A 21,795-nucleotide genomic window follows, 5' to 3' on the forward strand; every position below is an offset into this window, starting at 1 on the left:
TCCAGACAACACGTTCATTCTGGATACACGCGGGGCCTTTGAGTGCTTCGCGAGCAAGCTCGCTCCTACAATCAGGGCAAGCCCACCACATTCAGTCTTGCAGTGTTGCTATCACGTTAAGATCGAGCAGCGCCGAACCCAGGCACTTGCCATGGGCATCCAGCGCCAGCGAACGGGTCACGCCGCCGCGCAGGACGCCTGGCAACACAAAATTGAGCGCCTGCACGTTGGGCAATGCGTAACGTCGCACCGGTGCCGCGCCGGGTTCCAGCAGGCCTGCGAAACATTCGGCGACGCGCTCGGCGGTGAGCTGTTCACACAGCAACGGGAAATCCTCGGCGCGGTAGGCAATGATCGAAATGTTTGAGGTATCGCCCTTATCCCCGGTGCGGGAGTGGGCCAGTAAGTGCAACTTCATCCTTCTATCCTCGGTTTGGCCTTGTCGCGGGGCAGCAGCAGCGACGCCACCGCCACCACTTGCCGGACACTTTTACTGGCCCCACCGCCGCCAGACGGACCGTTGGTGTAGAGCGTTTCCACTTCATTGCCGACGCGTACGGCGTCGCTGCGTTCTTCACAGCGAGCGGCAACGCGCAAGCGCACTTCCCAGGGCTCGACGCTGCTGCGAGGGCCGTGCAATGAATCCATGCCGATCAACTCGGCGCGCACGTCCTGCATCTTCACGCCGATCAGTTCCAGACGCTTGAGCACCACCTCCCGCGCCAGCTGCGCCCGTGCGACAGCGCCGGGACCGCCGTAGGACATCTGCCCTTCACCGATCCAGCCATCAAGGTATCCAACGCTGACTTTCAGCTGTTCGGGCCGCGCCCGCCCCTCGGCGCCATGGGCACGCACCCGGTCAACGCCCTCTTCGACAAACCCCACCGCTGAAAAATCGGCCGTGACGTCCGGGGTCAAATACGCTTGGGGGTCGTGCACTTCATAGATCAACTGTTCGCTGCAGGTGGCGCGGCTGACCTGCCCCCCAGAGCCTGACACTTTGGTGATCAAGGCATTGCCGTCGGCATCGACCTCGGCCAACGGAAAGCCCAGGCGGGCCAGGTCATCCACATCCTTGAAACCAGGATCGGCAAAATAACCACCGCTGACCTGCCCCGCGCATTCGAGCAAATGCCCCACCAGCGTGCCCCTGCCCAGGCGCTGCCAATCGTCGGCGGCCCAGCCGAACTCAAACATCTGCGGCGCGAGAAACAACGACGGGTCGGCTACCCGACCCGTAATCACCACATCGGCGTCAGCGCGCAGCGCCTCAAGGATGCCGTCGACGCCCAGGTAGGCGTTCGCCGAAATCAGCCGTTCACCCAAGGCCTCAACCGACTGGCCGTTATCCAACAGTTGCTGGGGATTCAACACGCTGAGCACGTCATCCCCAACCACAGCGACAACCTTGAGGCTCAAGCCCAACTCAGCGGCAATCCGCCGTACTTCAACAGCCGCCGCCATCGGGTTGGCTGCGCCCATATTAGTGATCACGCGCAGGCGACGACGACCTGCATGCCGCCCGACAAAGGGCAGCACGCGGCGCATGCGCTCACTTAACAGCGGATCGTAGCCACCGCTCGGTTCACTGATCCGCGCCTGTTGGGCCAGGGCAATCGTACGTTCGGCCAGGCATTCGAACACCAGATAATCCAGGTCGCCCTGTTCGGCCAGCTCCACGGCGGGTTCGATGCGGTCACCGGAGTAGCCGGCACCGGCGCCGATGCGCAAGGTTTTCATCTTAGATAACTCCCAGAAGCAGCGCGGTCAGGGTCATCAGCACCGACGCGGCAAACAGAAAAGGAATGGTAAAGCGCTGGTGATCGGCCAATTCGATCTTGCACAAACCCACCAGCAGAAAGGTCGCGGGGGTCAGCGGACTGACCGGGAAACCCGTGGTGTGCACGCCCAGCAGCGAGGCCTGGGCCACTTGCAGCGGGTCGACGCCCAGGGCCTTGCCGACTTCGGCGATCACCGGCATCACGCCGAAATAGTAGGAGTCGGGGTCAAACAGCATGCTCAACGGCATGGAAATAAAACCCACCACCGCCGGGATCAGCTTGCCGTGGCCCGCTGGAATCTGCGCCACCGCCACTTCGGCGATGGCCTTGAGCATGCCGGTGCCTTGCATGATGCCGGTGAACACGCCGGCGGCGAGCAGGATGCTGGCCATGGTCAGGGCGGTTTTGGCATGGGCATCGATGCGCGCACGCTGGGCGTCGACGTTGGGATAGTTGATACACAGCGCGACCACGGTGCCGAGCATGAACATCACCACCGGGTCGACCCAGCCGGCGATCATCACCACCATCACCAGCACGGTGAGGATCAGGTTGACCCAGAACAGCCGTGGACGGCGCAGCTTGATGTCATCGTCACTGAGCACCCGCTGCGGCACCGCGTCCACGCTGGAACCAGCGCCCAGGCCCAGGCGTTTTTCTTCACGATGGCCCAGCCACCAGGCGCAGGCGAACACAAAGATCAGCCCGACAATCTGCACCGGGATCAGCGGCTGGAACAGGTCCGCCACCGGCACGTGCAGCGCTGCCGACGAGCGCAGCACCGGGCCGGTCCAGGGCAGGAAGTTGACCCCGGCGGCCATCGCGCAGACACAGGCGAGGATGCGCTTGTCGATGCCCAGCCGGGTGTACAGCGGCAACATCGCCGGCACCGTCACCAGGAAGGTCACCGCGCCGGAACCGTCCAGGTGCACCAGCAGCGCCAGGGTCGCTGTGCCGACGACAATGCGTGTAGGACGCGTGCCGACCGTGCGCAGGATGCGATCAATGATCGGGTCGAGCATGCCGGCGTCGGTCATGATCCCGAAGAACAGGATCGCAAACACAAACATGCCCACCACGGGGGCGACGTTCTTGATGCCGGTGATGATGAATGCACTGGTTTGCAGACCGAAACCGCCGAGCAGCGCGGCGATGATCGGCAGGGCAATCAGCGCGACCAGAGGCGAGAGGCGCTTGCTCATGACGGCGGCAAGCAGGCAGAGGATGGTGATGACACCCAGGGTTGCGAGCATGGGGACTCCAGGGCGGCCTTGTGGCCGGTTATTGTTTTCCCTGGAGTATTGGAATCGGGTTAGGCTTTGTAAATTGGAATATTCAGGCACCCGCATTCGGAAAAACAAAATGAAGCTGCCGTTATGAAAAACAGCATCCAACACATTCAGGCGTTCCTCGCCGTCGCTCGCACGGGCAGCTTCACCAAGGCCGCCAACGAGCTGAACCTGTCCCCCTCGGCGCTGACCGTGCAGGTTCAACAATTGGAAGACTGGCTGGGCGTTGCCCTGCTCGACCGCAGCCCTCGTCATGTGACCATCACCGCCGCCGGCCAGGATGCCCGTGGCCCCATGGAAAAACTGCTGCTGGACCTGGACAACATCGTCACCGGCTCGCGTGACCTCGCGGCCCTGCGCCGTGGCGTCGTGACCATTGCCGCCCTGCCCTCGGTATGCGCCGGCAGCCTGCCGCCGGTGTTGCGTCTGTTCCGTGAACGCTTCGCCGGAATCGAAGTGCGCTTGCACGACCTGGTGGCCCACCGCATCCATGCCCAGGTGCGGTCCGGCGAGGTGGACTTCGGCATCGGCGTACGTGCGCGCCTGAGCCACGGCCTGGATTTTGTGCCGGTGCTCAATGATCGCCTGTGTGCGTTCGTGCCGCTGGATCACCCCCTCGCCCACCATCGGCAGCTGAGCCTGGCCCAACTGGCCGACCAGCCGATCATCCTCACCGGGCGCGACAGCAGCGTGCGCGAGCAAGTGGATACGCTGTTTGATGAGACGCGGTTGACGCTGAATGCGGGCATGGAGGCCAACTACATGTCCACGGTGCTGGCACTGGTGCGCCAGGGGTTGGGGATCAGCGTGCTGCCGGAATCGGCGGCGGACAGCCTCCAGGGGTTGAAGCGGATCAACATCGATCATCCCGGGGTGAACAGGGAAATTGGCTTGATCAGTCGCAGCGCGATGGCATTGAGCCCGGCAGCGCAGCGCTGTTTCGACCTCCTGAGTGAGCGGCTGGCCAGTGCTTAGTTGCGTGTAGTGCAGGAAAAAACTCGAGGCTACACCGCCCGCACACGCCTTAGTTGAATAAAGAGCAAGCGGCGAGTGCCGTTGCAATTTGAAGCAAATCCGGCCAAATGCCATGTATATGATCACGCCTACGACGTTTAAAGGGTTATCACATTCATGAGCAACTCACCTACAACAGCTCGGGCTTTTATTCTCGCATCGCTCAAAGACATAGGCATTGCCCAGGACAAGTTGACGTCTATCAACGACGGTGCAGAAATGTATGGTCCGCAGGGGCTACTGGATTCTGTGCATTTAGTTGGGCTTATTTCAGCCATTGGTGAGCGGATCGACAACACAGCCGGCGACGCCGAGAGTTTTTTCGACGTTCTCGATGACGACCTGTTCGACAACTTCAAAGACATCAATCGCATCGAGTCGTTATTGAACGGGAAATTCAGCCATGTCAGCTTTTGCTCCTGATAGTCACTACATCCACACCGACAAGATTGAAGACATTCCTTATCACTTGCTGGCCGATAAAGTACCCACGCCTTTCTATGCGTACAGCGCCACACAAATAAGAACCGATTTTGCAGAACTTAAACGCAGGCTCCCCCAAGACATTGATTACTTCTACTCGCTGAAGGCCAACCCGAATAAGGCACTGGTGGGGTTATTGCATCAGGCCGGCACGGGCTGCGAAGTATGCTCTCTGGCGGAACTTGAAATTGCACTGCGCCAAGGTGTGCCACCGAACGAAATCATCTTTGTCGGGCCGGGAAAGCATATCAACGAGTTAACGCAATGTTGCATCGCCGGCATTAAAGCCGTGGTGGTGGAATCCATTGAAGAAATGCTTCTGCTCAATGATATTGCCGCAGGCCTGGAAGTCACTCAGCGTATCGCCCTGCGCATCAACCCCGATTTCACCGGCGAAAAAGCCAAGCTGGTAATGAGCGGCAAACCCCGGCAGTTCGGTATCGATGAACAGCTGCTGCCGCAGGCATTCGGCGTACTTGCACAACTGGGGCACCTGCGACTGGCAGGTATCCATATTTATCTGGGCACGCGCATTCTTGACTGGCAGGCCCTGGCCAACAACACGCAGAACATCCTGGCATTGGCCGCCACGCTGCAGCAGACCCATGGCGTGAACTTCGAGTTTGTCGATGTGGGTGGCGGCTTCGGCGTGCGCTACTTCGACAAGGAAAAAGCACTCGACCTGGCCGCCCTGGGTGAAGCGTTGATGCCGGTAGTCGACGATTACCGCCGACGTTTTCCACAATGCAAAATCGTGATCGAACTGGGCCGCTTCCTGATTGCGCGCGCGGGTATCTTCGTCACGCGGATCAACTACCTCAAACCGTCCCGAGACGAGTGGTTTGCCGTGTGCGATGGCGGTGCCAACTGTCACGGCAGTGCGGCCGGCATCAACTCCCTGATCCGCCGTAACTTCCCGATGGCGCGTCTTGGCCCATCCCGGCAGAACGCCCAGCGTCGTTATCAAGTGACCGGTCCCCTGTGCACGCCCACCGACTTGCTGGGCGAGAACGTGATGCTCGACGAGCTTCGCTCGGGCGATCTGATCGGTATCGGGCATTCCGGTGCCTATGGGGCCAGTGCGTCGCCGGTGGGTTTCTTGAGCTTCGGTCACCCGGCGGAAGTGCTTGTCGAGCGCGATCAGGCTTTCCTGATCCGCACCGCAGACAGCGTGGACACTCTGTTGGCGCCGCAGGTGTGCCAGCGTTTGCCTCTGCCCAACGCCTGAAGGAGTCGCCATGTCGCTGGAATTCACGACTTCTCACATCCGCTGGCGCCAGTTCGAGCGGCAAGACGATGCGCCTGCCCCGGACGGCGCTCAAATGAAACTGGTGACGGACTTCGTCAACGGCTTTTTCGATTCGCATGGGCGTGAGGAACGGGCACAGGAACAGCATGCACGGCGCTGGTATGCCTCACAAAACCAGGCGTTCAGGGTTATGCTCAAGCAGGTGGTCGCAGCGCTGCAAAACCAGGTTCGACTCGATGACCTGGACCTGCTGGTGCTCACCCACTGGACGCCGGACGTTGAGGTCGGTTGTTCGGTGACCAATGCCATCATCCATGAGACGGGCTGCCACGACGCCTTTGGTATTGCCATCAGCGATCACGGCTTGAGCAGCCCGTTTCTGGCATTGCAAGTCATTGAGGATTACCTCGATGGCGGGATCCATAGCGACCGCGAAAAAAAGGCCCTGCTGCTGATCGCAGACCAGGACGCCATCCTGTATGACAGCCCTGCCCTCGCCCGCCTGAACCCGGAGCCCAGCGCCTGTGTGGTGATGTTGCGCAGCCTGCCGAGCGGCCCCGCCGCCGAACCCCGCGCGGGCATCGCGTTCAAGCACTATCGCAAAGTGGCCTTCCCTCAGGCATTGGATACCCTGCTGCCCATTCTGGATATGTTTACCTCCACGGAAGACTTGTTGCCCCTGCTGATCCTGACCACGCCGGGCTTTGCCGAACAATTGCGCCAGCACGCGCCGTTGGCTGCTCATCGCATCGAGAGCTGGGACGAGTCATTACTGTCCTGCGCGCCCTGGGCGCGGCTGGCCCAACTGGCACCGACCCACCTGCGTATCCTGCTGATGCTGCCGGAGGGTGAGTCCCTGGCCTGCGCGGGCTTTGTGGCGGGGGCCTGACGTGTATATCCACACGATAACCAGCCTGGTCGCCGAGCACCTTACTGCGCTTCCCGCCATGGCACAAAAGTATGCCTGGGGTGAGCGAAACACCAAGATTTTTGGACGCTTCCATCGCATGGAGTCGGCCAGCCTGTTTGCGCACGAGACCTTGCCTGAGTTGATCATGAAGCTGCTGCAGCGACTGCGCGCCGAGTGCGACCCGGTGCTGTTCGGGCGCATTGGCTATGTGGCCTGGGCACACTCGCTCAATTGCCCCAGCCCGTTTGACCTTGGCTGCGACCTGGCCGATGAGATACGTCGGTTCATGGATCGACCGCAGGTTGAGTTTTTCTCTGTCTCCCAGGCTTCATGTGCCTCGGCACTGGTGGGGCTGAAGTTTCTCGACGCTAAGCTTTCTGCGGCCCAGGCCAGGCAGGAAGACGTCTGCGGCCTGTTGATCACCGGAGAAAAGTGCTTCCACGACACCGTGCAGTACGTTGATCAGAATGGCTATTTCGGCGAAGCCTTCTGCGCCACATTGGTCAGCGCGCAGCCGATCCCTGGCGCCGTGCGCGTGGGTGCCCTGCATGTTCAGCAACTGGCCGCCTACGCGACGCGCACCCACTCGACGGATCGTGCCAGTGAAAACGCCTATGACCACGCGTTTATCCCGACGATGCTCGAGACCGTGCAAACCGTATTGCAACAAGCGGGGCGTCGTCCTGACGAACTGCGCACGCTGATCCCCTACCACATCAGCCCACCCACCTTCGACAGGATTGCCGACGGCGCCGCTTTCGCCCGCGACATCATTTACCGCCGCCATCTCTACCAATTGGGACACTGCTTTTGCAGCGACGCGTTCCTCAACCTGCAAAGCCTGCTGGCGCAGCGCGACAAGGCTGTCGCCGTTCACCCTATTCTGGCCGTAGCGTCCGGCATTGCGGGCACGTTTGCCGCCATCGTTCTTGAAATGAATCCAGAGGAGCAGACATGAGCACGAACCATTTGACCCAGTGGCTGGTGCAGGCTGCAGAGCGGTTCCCCGAAAAAGTCGCGCTGATCGAGGGTGAGCAGGCCGTGACGTGGGCCGCCCTTTATCAGCGCGTAATCAACACCGCCACATACTTGGCCCAGCAGCAGGTCGATCGCGGCGATCGCGTACTGGTGTGGCTGCCGAACGGGGTGGATTTCGTCGTCTGCTTCTGGGCCGTGCAATACCTGCAGGCGGTGTTCGTGCCGGTCAATCCGGATACGCCGTTGGCACGGGTCGGCTGGTTACTCGATAACGCAGAGTCACACCTGCTGATCGCGCAGGCCGGGCAAGCCACGGCGCTGGCTGAAACGCTTGGCGAGCGTGACGTACACGTCCTGTTCGATCAGCCACTCAGCGCGCCAGCGTGCGGCTCTTCACCCCTGTCCCTGCAGCAGATAGCGCTGTTCCCGCCGGCGCAGCCTTCGCATTGGCAAGGTGCGTTGGACATTGACCTGGCTTGCCTGATCTACACCTCGGGTTCGACGGGCGATCCCAAGGGCGTGATGCTGACCCAGCGCAATATGCTCAGCGCGGCGGACTCCGTTGCCACTTACCTGCAGTTGAGCGCCGCTGACCGGATCTTTTGCACGATTCCCATGAGCTTCGACTATGGGCTGTACCAAGCGATCATGACGGCCAAAGTCGGCGCAACGCTGATTATCGAAAAGGATTTCAGCCGCCCGCTGTTTGCGCTCAAACAACTGGTGAAGCACAAAGCGACTGTGCTGCCGATTGTTCCCACGCTGCTGGCGATCATCGCGCCCCTGGCCAAGCGCTACGATTTTTCCAGCCTGCGCAAAATCACCAATACGGCCGCGGCCCTGCACCCCAGCGATATCGATCTGCTGATCTCGCTGTTCCCGCAAGCCCAGATCTACTCCATGTACGGGCTGACCGAGTGCCATCGCTGCACCTGGCTGCCTCCGGCGTTGTTGTCACAACACAAGGACAGCGTGGGCTACGCCATCCCCAATACCGAGCTGTGGGTGGTGGATGATGACGGTGTTGCACACCGCAGCAATGCCACTGGCGAGCTGGTCATTCGTGGCGCGACCGTGATGCGCGGCTACTGGCGCAACCCGGAGCAAACCGCGAAAAAGCTGCGCCCCGGACCGTTGCACGGTGAGTCGCTTCTCTACACCGGCGACATTTGCCGGCTGGATGAACAAGGCTTGCTTTACTTCCTTTCGCGCAGCGATGACATCCTCAAGACCAACGGCGAAAAGGTCGCGCCCCGGGAAGTCGAAGGCGTGCTCAAGCGTATGCCTGGCGTACTCCAGGTCGCGGTGATTGGCATTGCCCATCCGGTCCATGGCGACGAAATAGTCGCGTGTATCGAATGCGTCGCGCCCCTCGATGAAGCGTCGCTCAAAGCGTTCTGCCAAACCCACCTGGAAGCCTACAAGCGGCCCCATCGCTATTACTTCAGCCAAGCATTACCCAGGAACAACAACGGCAAAGTTGACCGTGGCCAGCTATCCACCCTTATGCCGCGCCGCGAAAACAACCTTAACGTCGGCTGCACACAACAAACGGGGAGCCACCATGTATACGCCAACCATCATTGAAGCCATCGGACTGGTCCTGGAAACCTCAAACCTCTCGGAACTCAATGCCGCAACCCATCTGGAGCGCGACCTGGGGTTTGAGAGCGGCTTGTACATCGAACTGATCATGTACCTTGAGGAAAGTATCGAGGACCTGGTCCTCGACCCGGCCACGCTGGAATTCCAGCACTTCGAAACCGTGGGCAGTCTGTCCAATTTCATTGAGCTGCAACTCGCCAGCCGGGCGGCATGAATGGACGCCTGGTCTGCGCTCATAAGCGTGTTCATGCGCTTTGGGGTTCAACCCGCTGCCGCCTGGCACCACCAGTCAGTGACGCACAGCTACGCGGCGCTGAGCCAGCGGGCGCAGGATATCGCGCATGAAATAATGCGCCAGCATGCCCATGGCGAACTCCCCATGGCGCCGGTTCTGGTGTATGGCCATAAGTCTTTCGATTTTCTAGCCGCCTGGTGGGCCTGCCTGCTGTGCGGCTGTCCCATCGTGCCGGTGGAGTCGGACAACGCACCTGAGCGCCTGGAACGAATTGCCCGCACTGTCGGCGCAAGCCTGATCCTGAACACGGACGGCCCTGCGCTGTTCGCGGCCGATGCCCGGGTGGTCGCCCTCGCTGACCTGCCCTGGCTGCACCATGATCAAGCGGCACTGCGGCAGTTGCTCGACGCCACCCGCCGACGGCTCGACGACGCGGTCATCGCCCCGCTGGCCTACATCATGTTTTCCTCAGGCACCACCGGGGAGCCCAAGGGCATTCAGATCAGCCTGTCCAACCTGGCTGATTTCGTGTCCTGGGTGCGCAACGATTTTGCCCTGGAGGGGGCTGTCACCGGCAATGTGCGGTATTGCTTCGATGTCTGCCTGTTTGAAATCTGGCTCGCCTGGACATTTGTGCAACCGCTGTCGGTACTCGACCATCGAGAGTTGATCAACACCCGCAAGATGATTGCCCAGCACGCGCACATGGCGCTGACCTGCTGGGTCTCCACGCCGTCGATGGTGCGTCTCTACCTGCTGGATCCGACCTTCAACGCCGGAACGCTTGCACAGCTGCGCCGGTTTATCTTCTGCGGTGAAACGCTGCCTAAAGAGATCGTCACGCAGTTATGGGCACGCTTCCCAGGTTGCGAGGTGATCAATACGTATGGCCCCACTGAATGCACCGTGGCGGCCTCGCAGGTGCTGATCACTGTGGAGATGGTGGCGTCGTCATTGCCGCTGCCGATTGGGCGCGCCCGCCCGGGCGCGGCATTGCGCCTGGCCCATCCGCTGGACGCTTCGGGTCGCGGACAGATATTGATCAGCGGCGCGTGCGTCGGCCTCGGTTACCTCAATGCGACGCCCGCGCGCCAGGCCAATTTCAGTCGACAGGCGGGGCACGCCACTTACGCCACCGGGGATATCGGACTGTTTGATGGCCACTGGTTTTACTTCCTTGGGCGCGAAGACGCCGAGGTCAAGGTTCAGGGCCACCGTATTGACCTGCACGAAATCGAGCATTTCCTGCGTGACCGTAACCTGGTCGCCGATGTGGTGGTCGAGCCGTATTGGCGCAAGGGCAACGCTGAGGCGATCCAGGCCTGCGTCATCCTCAATGCGGGCGGTGATCTGTCGCAACTGGGCACTGCCATGCAAGCCCATTTCCCCCCGTGGGCCATTCCACGTTACTGGTACAGCACCCCGCGCACCGTACTGAATCACAACGGCAAACTGGATCGCTCGGTTGCCTGGCAATTGGCGAAGGACCATGGAGAGAGATATGTTTTCATCGCAAATCAAACCGCTGTTTGAGCGCCTCAAAAATCAGCACCCGACTGTCGCGCTGATCAACCAGGAGGGCAGCTACAGCTTCGCGGAACTGGGCCTGCGCACGGCCGCGATTGCCCGTGCACTCGCCCCCTGGGCAGGCCGCAACGTGCTGGTCCATGGGCATAAGCAACAAGATGCGGTAGCGGCCATGCTGGCGTGTATCAGCCAGGGAAGCTGCTTCACCTTCGTCGACCAGTCCAACCCGGTTGCGCGGGTTGAAAAAATTGCCGACCTGATCCGCGCCGAGGTGATCGTCACTGCGACGCCGCAACGGCTGGAAGGCCTGGATCGCTGGCCACAATGGGTCACGTCATCCCTGGACAATGGCGACCCGGCGACACTGCCGCTCGAGCCTGAACTGACCCAGCCGGCCTTTTATATTCTTCCCACCTCCGGCAGTACCGGTGAACCCAAAGGCGTGGTGGTCAGCTATGAGAACTTCGCCGCATTCTCCACGTGGTACAGCCCGATGATCAGCGACGGGATTGCACAGGGGTGCCATGTGAGCCACGCCTGTTTCTCCTTCGACATGGGCTTGCTCGATCTCTTCCCGGTGCTGTGCGCGGGCCGAGCGCTGCTGATGCTCGATCACCGCCACAATATGCTGCCCAGGCAGAATATTCGTTTGATGTCGCGTTACCCGCAATGCCCTGTCACCAGTTGGTTTTCCACGCCGAGCTTTGTCGATCTGATGTTGAAGGACCCGTTGTTCGGGCGCGAACAGTTTCCTGACCTCAAGCGGTTCTTCATGGCCGGCGAGCGCGCCGCACTGGGCCTGGTGACGCAGTTGCAGGCCCGCTTTCCAGGCCTTGAAGTGATGCACGGATATGGCCCTACCGAAACCACCGGCATGACGCATACGTTCGCGCTGGGCCAGCCGCCCGAACACAATGCAGGCCTGCTGTCGCTTGGCAGACCCTGCGGGTTGACCCAGGTCAGGATCGTGGACGCCGATGGCCGCAGCCTGCCGCCTGGAGAAATGGGTGAAGTGCGTTTGTACGGCCCGCAAGTTGCACTGGGCTACCAGCCGGAGGACGACCCGCGTAACAACGCCTTCAGCCATGACACATTCGGACGTTACTACGCCACGGGCGACCGCGGTTTTGTGGATGACGATCAGTCGCTGTTTATCCACGGCAGGGATGACAACCAACTGAAGCTGAACGGCAATCGGGTGGAACTGGGCGAAATCGAAAGCAGCGTGTGTCGCTACCCGCAGGTGATCCAGTGTTGCGCCGTTCCGATCAGAGAAGAAGGCAAGGTCATCGACCTGCAACTGTTCATACAGCTGCATGACGACAGTGCGCCTCACCGCGAAGCCCTGCGCCAGTTCCTGGCGGAGCAATTGCCGGGCTACATGATCCCCAAGTCCCTGTTCTTTTGTCAGACCTTCCCCGTCACGTTGCACGGCAAGATCGATCGCCAGCAACTGGTACAGGCGCACAAGGCAGCGCCGGGGGTTACGGGATGATGGGCTGCAAGCACATATAAAAAACTTTGCGCCATGCCGGCGAAAATGCTCGCCACGCTGTAAGCCGGTACCGCACAGGTGCCGGCGTCAAACACTCTCTTCAAGGATAAAGGGCGGCGCGATGCGTTTCAGTCATATCGGTTATGTGGTGTGCGACAGCGATGCAACGGCTGCTGCGGTCAAACCGTTTTTCCCGGTGGTCGTCCGATTCAGAGAATACATGGCCGCACAAAAAGTCTTCATCACGCTGATGGCGACGGCTGAAGGGAACAGCCAGATCGAGTTGGTAGAACCTTCGCAAAACAACCGGCCGTTATGCGAGCTACTGGACAAATCCGGCAAGTCGTCACTGCCCTACCACATCTGTTTTGAGGTCAGTGACTTCGATCAGCAACTGCAGACCATGAAAGCGGCTGGCTGGATGGTGTTGACGCGCCCATTCAACGCGTTCGATGACCACCATCGCTCCAGCCACCTCTATCACCGGGATGCCGGGATTATTGAAATCATGTCGGGCCCGCTATGAATCGAATCTACGATGAACTGTTCGCTCGCTCATCCAGCCCGCTGGGCGCAGACGCCGAGCAGGTGGCGGACCAGTTGCGTCATATGGGCGATACGCGACAGGTCCTGGGGCAGTGGTCGTTCGCGGCGACATTGAATCAGCTCGGCGTGCCGCAACGCTATCTGGCCTGTGCCAATGACCAGGCAGTCAGCCTGGCGGCGCGCTTTGAACTCTACGAGCAAATTGGCTTCGTTTCACCGGCACTCATCTTCAGTGCGCCAGGCCCCAGCATGGCGGCCTATGTGGTGGCCGGGCTGGGCAGCGAACAGCAGCAGGATGCATTCTTCGGCCAGTTTCAACGGGCGTTGTGCTGGTCGTGTTTTGCCATGACCGAACCCACCCAGGGCAGTGATGCCGGGGCCATGCAAACCACCGCAACGGCGGTTGACGGTGGCTACCTGATCCGCGGCAGCAAGATGTTCATCGGCAACGGCGTGGTCGCCGACACCGGCGTCGTGTTTGCGCGCACCGCACCGGGACAATTGGGCATCAACGCCTTTGTGTTTTCGCCACAAAACCCGGCGGTGACTCGCCAGCGCCTGTCGCTGACCGGGCTTGACGGCACCAACCTGGCGTTGATGCATTTCGACGATCTGTTTATCCCGACTGCGGATCTGCTTGGGCAGCACTTGAAACCTACTCAGCGGTTTGCGCAATCAGCGATGGCCACCTTCGATGCACTGCGTCCCTGTGTCGGCGCCCTGGCCCTGGGTGTGGCGCGACGCGCCTTGCAGGAGTGGCACGCCTGCGTCACACCGACCCCGGACCAGTCGCAACGGCTGGCGGTGCTGAAGCGGCGCTGGAGTACCGCTTACCGTGACGCGTTGACGGTCTGCCAGCGGGCGGACGCGCAACAGGCGTCAGGCAAAAGCCCCGGCATGGTCAAAACCGCGTGCGTCGTCCTTGCCGATGAGATTGTCAGCCATCTGATCCACGCGTTCCCCAAAGGCGCACAGCCTGTTCCGACAGCCCTCTGGCAGGCTTTTCGCGATGTAAAAGCCTTTGAGTACACCGAGGGCACACGGCAAGTCCACCAACTGGGCATGAGCTTCTCCCCTCCACCCTCCAGCCTGGAATGCCGATGACCCTCGCCCCTCTGCTGCAGGGTCAACTGGACATCGTCAGTACCTGCGAACCCATTACACTGGACAGCCGACACTTTATTGCCGGCATTGTGCAAACTGCCCAGGCCCGCTGGTATCAGCACTGGCCCCAGGTCGACTGCGGCGAGCGCTTGCACGCCATGGACGCTGTGCAGCTGTGTCGTCGCATCGTCAGCGAGCCTTTTCCCACACAGTTGGTGTATCACAGCGTTCACCCAGCCGCGCGTGGCGCCACGCCACTGCTGCAAAGCCTGATATCCCAATGCCCAGGCTTTGTCGAAACCTGGGGCATCAGCACCGGGCAATTCGAGCCGCAACGCGTCGGCACGCTGGCAAGCACGCTGCTTGAACCCGGACAGCGCCTGCTTTACCTGTATGACCCGCTGCAGCGCCTGAGTGCCGATGCCACGCCCCAACGGGCAACGCTGCACTACCTGCTGTTTTGCGCACAAGCCTAGGGGGCGCTATGGACACCCAGCTTGTTTCATTGATTCAGCGCCTGGCCAACCCGGCCGTGATGCCGATGCGTTCAGCCGAACTGCAACAACTGGCCCGCATGAAAACCGAGGTTGTCACCTGCGGTGCCTACCGCAGCCGGGTGCTGATCAACGACACCGCCAGCCCCCAGGCCAAAAGCGTGCTGTTGCTGCACGGTTGGGGCGGTCATCCGATGATGCTGTGTGCGCTGCAAAGCGTATTGCACGCCTGCGGCTATCGGGTGTACACACCCTTCCTCCTGGGCCATGACCCCGAAACACCCGCCGGTTGCGAATTACCTGCCCAACCGCCGTTATTGCTGATGATGCAGGCCAGATACGGCGCGTTCGACAGTGTTGTAGCCCATTCGGCCGGCGGGATCATCACGGCAATGGCCCATAGCCAGGGGTTTATCCTCAACCAGGTAGCGTTGCTCAATGCCCCCGCCTCATTGGCAAACCTGTTGCAGCGTTACCTCGTACTGCATCGTGCGGCCGAGCACTACCTGCCATTGCTTGGCGCCGACTTCCAACGCCGCTACCCCATGTTTGCCGACTTGCAAACCTGCAGCCCCTACGCGTTCAGCGAGGCACGGGTGCTGATTATGCAAGGCCTGCGGGACCAGCGAATCAGTCCGGCCAACGCCAGGCAAATCCAGTCTCAGTTGCCCGGCAGCCAATTGCACATGATCGAGGACACAGGGCACTTGGGCATTCTTTCGCATCAACCGGCGCTGCAAACACTGGCCCGGTTTCTGTGCGCGAACCAGGCTGACACTGCAAAAGGGAACACCCATGCTTGGGCACATTGAATCCATTACCCTGCACATTCCCGAGCAGCGCAAATCACTGGCCGAGGTTGCCCACCCCCTTGGGCTGAGCGCGCTGGACGTGCGGATGTTTTCGCGGTTCTACGGCCTTGAGCATTTCCCGCGCCAGCCCGGTACGGTGGATGATCTGATACGCCCGTTGCTGGAGCAGTTCGTCGCCGCTCATTCCCACCTTGTCTCGCGCATCCGCCATGTGGTGCATGCGCATACGGTGCCCAGCCTGCGCCCGTTTCACGAAACCGGCAGGGCCTTGCTCGACGGCTGCGGATTCGCCGAAGACACCCAGTACTGCAGCCTCACGATGGGCCACTGTGCGACCTCGCTGGCTGGCGTGGAATACCTCTGCAGCCGTCTCAGGGACGGGGAATACGCCTTGATGCTGATCGGAGAAAAAGCCTTCCATCCCAAAGTCGAGCTGCTGGACGACACCACCATCATGGGTGAAGCCGGCTGCGCCGTGCTGCTCAGCCGGTCCGGCGATCGCGCCAGGGTCATCGCGCGGTACAGCGAGCAAGCCGGCGAATTCAGCCAGCACAAGGGCAACGAGCCACGCACCAACCCGGCCTTCGCCGAGGCCTATTTCGCATTCGTCAGCAATGCGATGCGTAACGCCGCCGAGCATTTTGATTGCGCCCTTGACACCGTGGACTGGATAGCCCCGCACAACGTCAACCTGTCCTCCTGGCAGAAAGTGGCCGACGCGCTGCAGATCCCTCGCAACAGGGTTTTCCTGCGTAACGTTGCGCGCTTCGGGCACTGTTTCGGTGCCGATCCCTATCTGAACCTGGCGGCACTTATCCGTGGGCAACAGCTTTCCCGTGGCGCCAAGGTGATGCTGGCCAGCGTGGGAATGGGAGCGACCTTTTCCTCGCTGTTGCTGGAGGTGCCGGCGGGCAACGAAATCCCGGTGTTTTGCAACCTCAAGCAATACCCGGACGTTGGGGCCCACTAAGTTAACGCTCAGTTCTTTCTCTACGCGAATGCACATTTATGAGCGATATCACCCGCCGCTATCCACAACTCTATGCGCTGTCAGAACGACTCCTTGCTGCCGGACAGCTCGCGGAAACCGACGTTCATCAGGCGATTACCCATCTGGACCACGCGGACCTCAAAAGCGTCGCCTGTATTGGCATACCCTCGCGGTTCAACTGCTGGGAGACACCGGCCTTTTCGACGGTGAGTTATTCCCAACACCTGCAAATCATCGAATACCTGAGCCGCACGGACGCCAGCGCCATGATGTTAATGCCGGGCGCTTCGCTCACGACGCGTGCCATCCTGACCCTGGGCGACGAACAGCAGCAGGCACGTTTTTTTGCCTGTTTTACTGAACGCCCGGCATGGACATTCTTCGCCGTCACCGAACCCCAGACCGGCTCGGATGCCGGAGCCGCCAGTACTGAACTCACGCACAACGAGAAGGGCTGGCGCCTCAACGGCACCAAAACGCTGATCGGCGGTGCGCTGCGGGCCAGCGCAGGCCTGGTGTTCGCGCGCTATCGAGAAAGCCAGCGGCTGGTGATGGTGTTCCCTGACCAAGCCGTACCAAGCTTGCAACGTGAGTCGCTGGACACCCTGGGCCTGGCCGGTGCGGGCTTGACGCGCCTGACGTTCACCGACCACCGCGTCGCGCAGGAAGATATTCTGGGGCACGAGCGCCGCGAGCTCCTGCAGGGGCTCAACGCCCTGAGCCTGGTGTTCGAACGTCATCGGCCCATGGTGGCGGCCATGGCCCTGGGCACCACGTTCGGCCTGCTCACCGCGCTTGATGTGCGCCCGGTGTCGGCTGCGGTAAAACGTTGGTCGGCAAGGCAGTGGCGCACCTATCGCGCCGTCTACCAACAGATGCTGAACGTCGCCCAGGGCTATGGCGACGGTCAGCACCAGCATGCACTTACCAGCCAGCTCAAACGCAACGCCACGCGCCTGCTCGAGGAGACCGCGTGCCACCTGCCCCATTGGCTGGACCGCGATGACTGGCTGGAAGATCACATGCTGCGCAGGCGCTATCGCGACAGTTTTGCGTTTGAGTACATGGAAGGCACCAGCAATATCCATCTGCTCAACAGCTTCCGTCCACCCGCCGCTCAGGGGCAAAGCCTGTGACACTCTGCCTGGATCCCGCCGATATTGTTTTCCAGTCGTTTCATCAAACCGAAGCGGCCATGCCCGCAGACGACCTGGACATCCCTCACTGGCGCTCGTACGTACAGCATTTTTTCCGCGCCAACGGTCAGACGCTCAGCCCACAGGATGATCAGGTAGACGCCTGGGTCACCAGCGCGGGACGCGCATCCTTCAGCGACATGATCGCCGTCCTGCTGCCAAGGCTGGCCACGGTGATCGACCCGGCCCGGGTGAAAACCGTGCTGATGGCGCACTGGACGCCCGACCTGCATATGGGCAGCTCGGTGGTCAATGCCGCCATCCATCAACTGGGTCTTAGCGCCTGCCTGGCATTGGCGATCAGTGACCGCGGACCGGACGCCGGCCTATTCGCGCTGGACGGTATCAATGATTGCCTGGCCGGAAAAGACGAGGACGGCCTTTTGCTGATCGCCGAGCAGAAAAGCCTGATGTACGCGTCGCCGTTGATGACGGCGCTGCAACCGCAAAACAATGCCTGCGTCTGCCTGCTGAACAAACAGCAACGCGGCCTGCGCTACCGAGGGTTCAGGCGCACGACGCTGACACACTGGTCCGCCGAGTGGCTGTTGCACGCCGTTGAGCAATTGGGGCTGACCAGCGAGCGCCTGAGCCTGATCGGCCCCGCACCGTTGCTGGAAGCCGCGCATGCGAGCACCCATTCGTATGCCGTGAACCCCCAGTTACTGTGCGCGGCGCCCTTCGTGGCACTGCGCACCCTGTGGGAGCCACAACGAGACTACCTGCTGATCAGCGAATCCGCGAACGGGATCAGCCTGTGCGGCTTCGCGGCCGAGGAGGGTCCACGATGAACATCGCTTCGCTGGCCACTTACATTCCGCCCGCCAGAGTGCAGCTGGACCAAGTCGTTGCACATCGCGGGGGGCCTCCATCGGAGGCGCGTACGTTCAGTCAACTGTTCGGCATGCGCCAAGCGGCTACGCTGGCCGATGGAGAAAGCGCCGAAGGCTGTTTCCACACGTTGTTGCAGCAACTGGGCGAGAGCCTGGAGCAAGGCGAGAAGGTTGATGCGGTTATCCTGGTGCAGGGCTTGCCCTCGCCCTCCCCGCGCCAAAGCGTCAACCTGCCCTCCTTGCGAAAACGGTCAAGCTTCATCAATGCGGATGCACCGCTGCTGACCCTCAACCAGCAAAACTGCGCCACGGTGTTCTGGGGGCTGCGCCTGGCTGAACGCTTGCTGGCAAGCGGTAAGCATCGTTGCGTGGCGCTGCTGGCGGGCGACACGCTGGCCGACTTCGACCTTGCCGAGCGCTATATCCCCGGTTGCACGATGATTGCCGACGGTTTCGTGGCCGCCCTGCTCAAACCCGGCGGTGGCCAACGCAGGGTGTCGGGCATCCAGTGCTTCTATCATCCCGGATTCTGGCAAGGCCTGGATGGCACACGCGAAGATATCAAGCGCTTCTACCAGTCCCATAACCAGCTGGTGGATCACGCACTGGCAGGCTACTGCGACACCCTGCGCAAGCAGGCCTGGCTGCTGCCGCACAATATCAACCGCCTCAGTTGGCAGACCTGGCTGCGTCACCGGCAAAACCGTGATCGCGCAGTCGCCACCGACCTGCTGGGCGAGTGCGGGCACTGTTACACCGCAGACCCCCTGCTGCTGCTGGATCGTTACGCCCCCGAGCAAACCGGGCGCCCTGCCCTGCTGCTGTCGGTGGGCCTGGGCGGCTGGGTCGGTAGCGCCGCCGTTACCTCGGACGCCTTATCGGAGACTGCCCATGCTCGATAATCCTGCTGGCATCGCAACCGTCAAACCGTCAGCCATCAAGTTCGCGCAACTGGGCTTCCTCAAAGTTGCGGAAAGCGCTTGTCGCCAGCACGGCGACAAAGTCTGGATCGGCGAAGGGCAGGAAGCCGTGCTGCTGCTCGCTGGCGCCCGCCATATTCGGTTTTTTCTCGAGAACGAAAGCAGCTTTCACAAAGAGCTCGAAAATGACCACACCGCCCGGCGGTTGGTACTGGGGCAATCACTGATCACCGCCCGGGAAGGTGAAGAATGGCACCTGGCCAGAAAACTCACCGCGCCGTTGGTCAATCCCAAATCAGCATTGCTCAAACAGGGCACTCAAGGCGCCGCACAGTGGTTAGTGGACCGGCTCCAGATCGGAGGAAACCACTCGATACAGGAAATGTGTCTGCAGTGGGCCCTGCGCTGCGTTGCCGACGGATTTGTCGGTTCCGCGCTCAGCCCTCTGCAGCTTGAAAGCCTGATCGATCACTTTCGCAGGATCTACCTGCAACTGATTGTGGCCGCGCCGGCCGCCGACTATGCCGTGCTGTGCCAACATCCGGCCCTGGTCGCATTCCGTGAAGAGCTTGAGTCAATGGTCGGGCCATTGATCAAGGGGGGCGCAGGCGGCGCGGATATGCTGCAACGCTTTTGCCAGGCCCTTGATGTCGACGCCCACCCGCATGAGCGGGAACGGGCAATCAGCATGTTGCTGGGTAACCTGGTGGCCAGCGTGGACAACACCGGGGTCGCACTGCTGTGGTGCCTGACTCACCTTTCCCAGCACGCCCACTACCAGCACCAGGTCCGTGACGAGTCCCGTCTGGGTACACACGAGCTGGCCAGTGCCATCGTCAAGGAATCGTTGCGCATCACACCGGTTACGGCGTTCTTCGAGCGCTTCACTCAGGGCCCGCTGGAGATCGACGGAGTGAGGATCCCGCCCGGTACCAAAGTGCTGTTTTCCCCCTGGCTGGTCCAGCGCAATGCCGCTTACTGGCCCGAGCCCCTGAGCTTCAGGCCAGAACGTTTTCTGCAGGGGAGAAAGATTCCACGGGAACACTTTGTGCCGTTCAGCATCGGTAAGCGCAACTGCGTAGGCATGGCACTGGCCATGGACCAACTCACCACGGCCATTGAAACGCTGTGCAGCCATTATCTTTTCGCATTGGCACCCTCGACGACGCCCGCCGCACTCACGCCGCTTTATGGGTTGAATGTGCTGCCCAGGGGGCCTATCTGCTTCACCATTGAATCGGCAGCCGAGGCCAATGCGCATGAATGCATTGCCTGATTCGACGCCGGATGCCATCCCGCAACTCAGCGTGTTTTGCTTCGCTGACGTAGCCCGGGACAGCTTCGCTGAGAAGTACGAACAGCTGATGAGCACCGCCAGGCTGGCGGATGAACTCAACTTTCATGCTATCTGGACGCCTGAACGCCATTTCCACACGTTCGGTGGGATGTTTCCCAACCCCTCGGTGATCAGTGCCGCACTCGCCGTCGTCACGCGACGTATCCGGATTTGTGCCGGCAGCGTGGTGCTGCCCTTGCATGATCCGTTGCGCGTCGCCGAAGAATGGGCGCTGGTGGATAACCTCTCACGCGGCCGAGTGGGTGTGGCGTTTTCCGCCGGCTGGCAACGTAACGATTTCGTCCTGCAAGCACACAACTACCGTGAGCGTCATGAGGTGCTCTTTCGCGCGCTGGAGCAGGTTCAAGCGCTGTGGCGCGGTGAGCCGGTGACGCGTCACGAACTGTCCAGGCCCGATCAACCGGAACCGCTGAAGGTGCAAACCTGGCCGCCGGCCTACCAAAGCACCCTACCTGCCTGGGTCACCACGGGAAGCAATCCGTTGTTATTCAACGAGGCCGGAAAACGCGGCCTGAATGTGCTGACGCACTTGGTCTCACAGACTCGCGAACAGCTGCAGGAGAACTGCGCCAGCTACCGCCTTGCACGCCAGGAGGCGGGGCTGGACCCAGCGGGCGGCAAAGTGACGCTGATGATGCATGCCCAGGCGGGAGAAGAGCGCCAGGCGCTGCTGCCGCACCTGCGGCCAGCCCTCACCGGCTATCTGCGTGCGTTTATGCAGTTGTCCGAAAACCTCAACGCACCCTCTGCGAACGATCACCAGACCGCGGACAAGAAGCACGACTACGCGCTTAAGTGGGGCGTGGAAAAGTACCTCAACCACTACGGTTTGTTCGGCTCTGCTGCAGAGTGCCGCAAACAGCTGGAACAGCTCAAGCGTGAAGGCGTTGATGAAGTGGCGGGGCTTGTGGACTTTGGCATGCCCCAGGAAAGTGTGGAAACAACGCTGCGTACACTCGCGACATTACTGTGAAAA

The 21,795-nt window shown here is 61.1% G+C and carries 22 protein-coding genes; 19 read left to right on the top strand and 3 right to left on the bottom strand.

Annotation, left to right across the window (positions count from 1 at the left end; translation table 11 throughout):
• Nucleotides 1–91: 91 nt before the first annotated feature.
• Genes QF045_RS21355 through QF045_RS21365 form a run of 3 tightly spaced genes read right to left on the bottom strand, consistent with a single transcriptional unit; the run spans nucleotide 92 to nucleotide 3,034 of the window.
• Nucleotides 92–418: a hypothetical protein gene (locus tag QF045_RS21355; protein ID WP_306493901.1), complete on the bottom strand. Its 327-nt coding sequence runs from the start codon at nucleotides 416–418 to the stop codon at nucleotides 92–94.
• Nucleotides 415–1,740, bottom strand: coding sequence for an acyclic terpene utilization AtuA family protein (locus QF045_RS21360; RefSeq protein WP_306493902.1), 1,326 nt, complete (start codon nucleotides 1,738–1,740; stop codon nucleotides 415–417). The genes QF045_RS21355 and QF045_RS21360 overlap by 4 nt, the downstream gene beginning before the upstream one ends.
• Before the next feature lies 1 nt (nucleotide 1,741).
• Nucleotides 1,742–3,034 (bottom strand): CitMHS family transporter, encoded by a 1,293-nt coding sequence (locus tag QF045_RS21365; RefSeq protein WP_306493903.1) that lies wholly within the window; start codon nucleotides 3,032–3,034, stop codon nucleotides 1,742–1,744.
• A 123-nt stretch (nucleotides 3,035–3,157) separates the two neighbouring features.
• Between QF045_RS21365 and QF045_RS21370 the strand changes: the two genes are divergently transcribed.
• The 19 genes from QF045_RS21370 to QF045_RS21460 all read left to right on the top strand — a co-directional run bounded on the left by QF045_RS21370 (nucleotide 3,158) and on the right by QF045_RS21460 (nucleotide 21,792).
• Nucleotides 3,158–4,045, top strand: coding sequence for a LysR family transcriptional regulator (locus QF045_RS21370; RefSeq protein ID WP_306493904.1), 888 nt, complete (start codon nucleotides 3,158–3,160; stop codon nucleotides 4,043–4,045).
• A gap of 156 nt (nucleotides 4,046–4,201) precedes the next feature.
• Nucleotides 4,202–4,507: a hypothetical protein gene (locus tag QF045_RS21375; protein ID WP_306493905.1), complete on the top strand. Its 306-nt coding sequence runs from the start codon at nucleotides 4,202–4,204 to the stop codon at nucleotides 4,505–4,507.
• Nucleotides 4,488–5,795 (top strand): type III PLP-dependent enzyme, encoded by a 1,308-nt coding sequence (locus QF045_RS21380; protein ID WP_306493906.1) that lies wholly within the window; start codon nucleotides 4,488–4,490, stop codon nucleotides 5,793–5,795. The genes QF045_RS21375 and QF045_RS21380 overlap by 20 nt, the downstream gene beginning before the upstream one ends.
• Nucleotides 5,796–5,805: 10 nt before the next feature.
• Complete coding sequence (locus tag QF045_RS21385) at nucleotides 5,806–6,705, top strand: hypothetical protein (RefSeq protein ID WP_306493907.1); 900 nt, start codon at nucleotides 5,806–5,808, stop codon at nucleotides 6,703–6,705.
• 58 nt (nucleotides 6,706–6,763) lie between these two features.
• Nucleotides 6,764–7,684, top strand: a complete 921-nt coding sequence (locus tag QF045_RS21390; protein WP_306493908.1) for a 3-oxoacyl-ACP synthase — start codon at nucleotides 6,764–6,766, stop codon at nucleotides 7,682–7,684.
• Nucleotides 7,681–9,291 (top strand): class I adenylate-forming enzyme family protein, encoded by a 1,611-nt coding sequence (locus tag QF045_RS21395; protein WP_306493909.1) that lies wholly within the window; start codon nucleotides 7,681–7,683, stop codon nucleotides 9,289–9,291. Before QF045_RS21390 ends, QF045_RS21395 begins: the two co-directional genes overlap by 4 nt.
• The gene (locus QF045_RS21400) at nucleotides 9,269–9,523 is read left to right on the top strand and encodes a phosphopantetheine-binding protein (protein ID WP_306493910.1); all 255 of its coding nucleotides are present in this window, start codon (nucleotides 9,269–9,271) and stop codon (nucleotides 9,521–9,523) included. The genes QF045_RS21395 and QF045_RS21400 overlap by 23 nt, the downstream gene beginning before the upstream one ends.
• Nucleotides 9,524–11,077 carry an AMP-binding protein gene (locus tag QF045_RS21405; RefSeq protein WP_306493911.1) on the top strand — a complete coding sequence of 518 codons (1,554 nt, stop codon included), beginning with the start codon at nucleotides 9,524–9,526 and terminating at the stop codon, nucleotides 11,075–11,077. It begins immediately after the preceding gene.
• A complete protein-coding gene (locus QF045_RS21410; RefSeq protein WP_306493912.1) occupies nucleotides 11,046–12,566 on the top strand; it encodes an AMP-binding protein in 1,521 nt (506 codons plus the stop codon). Before QF045_RS21405 ends, QF045_RS21410 begins: the two co-directional genes overlap by 32 nt.
• A 121-nt stretch (nucleotides 12,567–12,687) precedes the next feature.
• Entirely contained in the window at nucleotides 12,688–13,092 is a 405-nt protein-coding gene (locus tag QF045_RS21415; protein WP_306493913.1) for a VOC family protein, read from the top strand.
• Nucleotides 13,089–14,216 carry an acyl-CoA dehydrogenase family protein gene (locus QF045_RS21420; RefSeq protein WP_306493914.1) on the top strand — a complete coding sequence of 376 codons (1,128 nt, stop codon included), beginning with the start codon at nucleotides 13,089–13,091 and terminating at the stop codon, nucleotides 14,214–14,216. The genes QF045_RS21415 and QF045_RS21420 overlap by 4 nt, the downstream gene beginning before the upstream one ends.
• On the top strand, nucleotides 14,213–14,692 hold the full coding sequence (locus QF045_RS21425) for a hypothetical protein (protein ID WP_306493915.1): 480 nt from the start codon (nucleotides 14,213–14,215) through the stop codon (nucleotides 14,690–14,692). Before QF045_RS21420 ends, QF045_RS21425 begins: the two co-directional genes overlap by 4 nt.
• An 8-nt stretch (nucleotides 14,693–14,700) precedes the next feature.
• Nucleotides 14,701–15,522 carry an alpha/beta fold hydrolase gene (locus QF045_RS21430; protein WP_306493916.1) on the top strand — a complete coding sequence of 274 codons (822 nt, stop codon included), beginning with the start codon at nucleotides 14,701–14,703 and terminating at the stop codon, nucleotides 15,520–15,522.
• Complete coding sequence (locus QF045_RS21435) at nucleotides 15,506–16,492, top strand: 3-oxoacyl-[acyl-carrier-protein] synthase III C-terminal domain-containing protein (protein ID WP_306493917.1); 987 nt, start codon at nucleotides 15,506–15,508, stop codon at nucleotides 16,490–16,492. The genes QF045_RS21430 and QF045_RS21435 overlap by 17 nt, the downstream gene beginning before the upstream one ends.
• Before the next feature lie 38 nt (nucleotides 16,493–16,530).
• Complete coding sequence (locus QF045_RS21440; protein ID WP_306493918.1) at nucleotides 16,531–17,649, top strand: acyl-CoA dehydrogenase family protein; 1,119 nt, start codon at nucleotides 16,531–16,533, stop codon at nucleotides 17,647–17,649.
• 59 nt (nucleotides 17,650–17,708) lie between these two features.
• Nucleotides 17,709–18,500, top strand: coding sequence for a hypothetical protein (locus tag QF045_RS21445; protein WP_306493919.1), 792 nt, complete (start codon nucleotides 17,709–17,711; stop codon nucleotides 18,498–18,500).
• Nucleotides 18,497–19,444 (top strand): 3-oxoacyl-ACP synthase, encoded by a 948-nt coding sequence (locus tag QF045_RS21450; protein ID WP_306493920.1) that lies wholly within the window; start codon nucleotides 18,497–18,499, stop codon nucleotides 19,442–19,444. Before QF045_RS21445 ends, QF045_RS21450 begins: the two co-directional genes overlap by 4 nt.
• A complete protein-coding gene (locus tag QF045_RS21455) occupies nucleotides 19,434–20,738 on the top strand; it encodes a cytochrome P450 (RefSeq protein ID WP_306493921.1) in 1,305 nt (434 codons plus the stop codon). Before QF045_RS21450 ends, QF045_RS21455 begins: the two co-directional genes overlap by 11 nt.
• Nucleotides 20,722–21,792, top strand: a complete 1,071-nt coding sequence (locus QF045_RS21460; protein WP_306493922.1) for a MupA/Atu3671 family FMN-dependent luciferase-like monooxygenase — start codon at nucleotides 20,722–20,724, stop codon at nucleotides 21,790–21,792. Before QF045_RS21455 ends, QF045_RS21460 begins: the two co-directional genes overlap by 17 nt.
• Nucleotides 21,793–21,795 lie beyond the last annotated feature (3 nt).

This window comes from Pseudomonas sp. W4I3 (assembly GCF_030816195.1).
In the GTDB taxonomy this organism is placed as follows: domain Bacteria; phylum Pseudomonadota; class Gammaproteobacteria; order Pseudomonadales; family Pseudomonadaceae; genus Aquipseudomonas.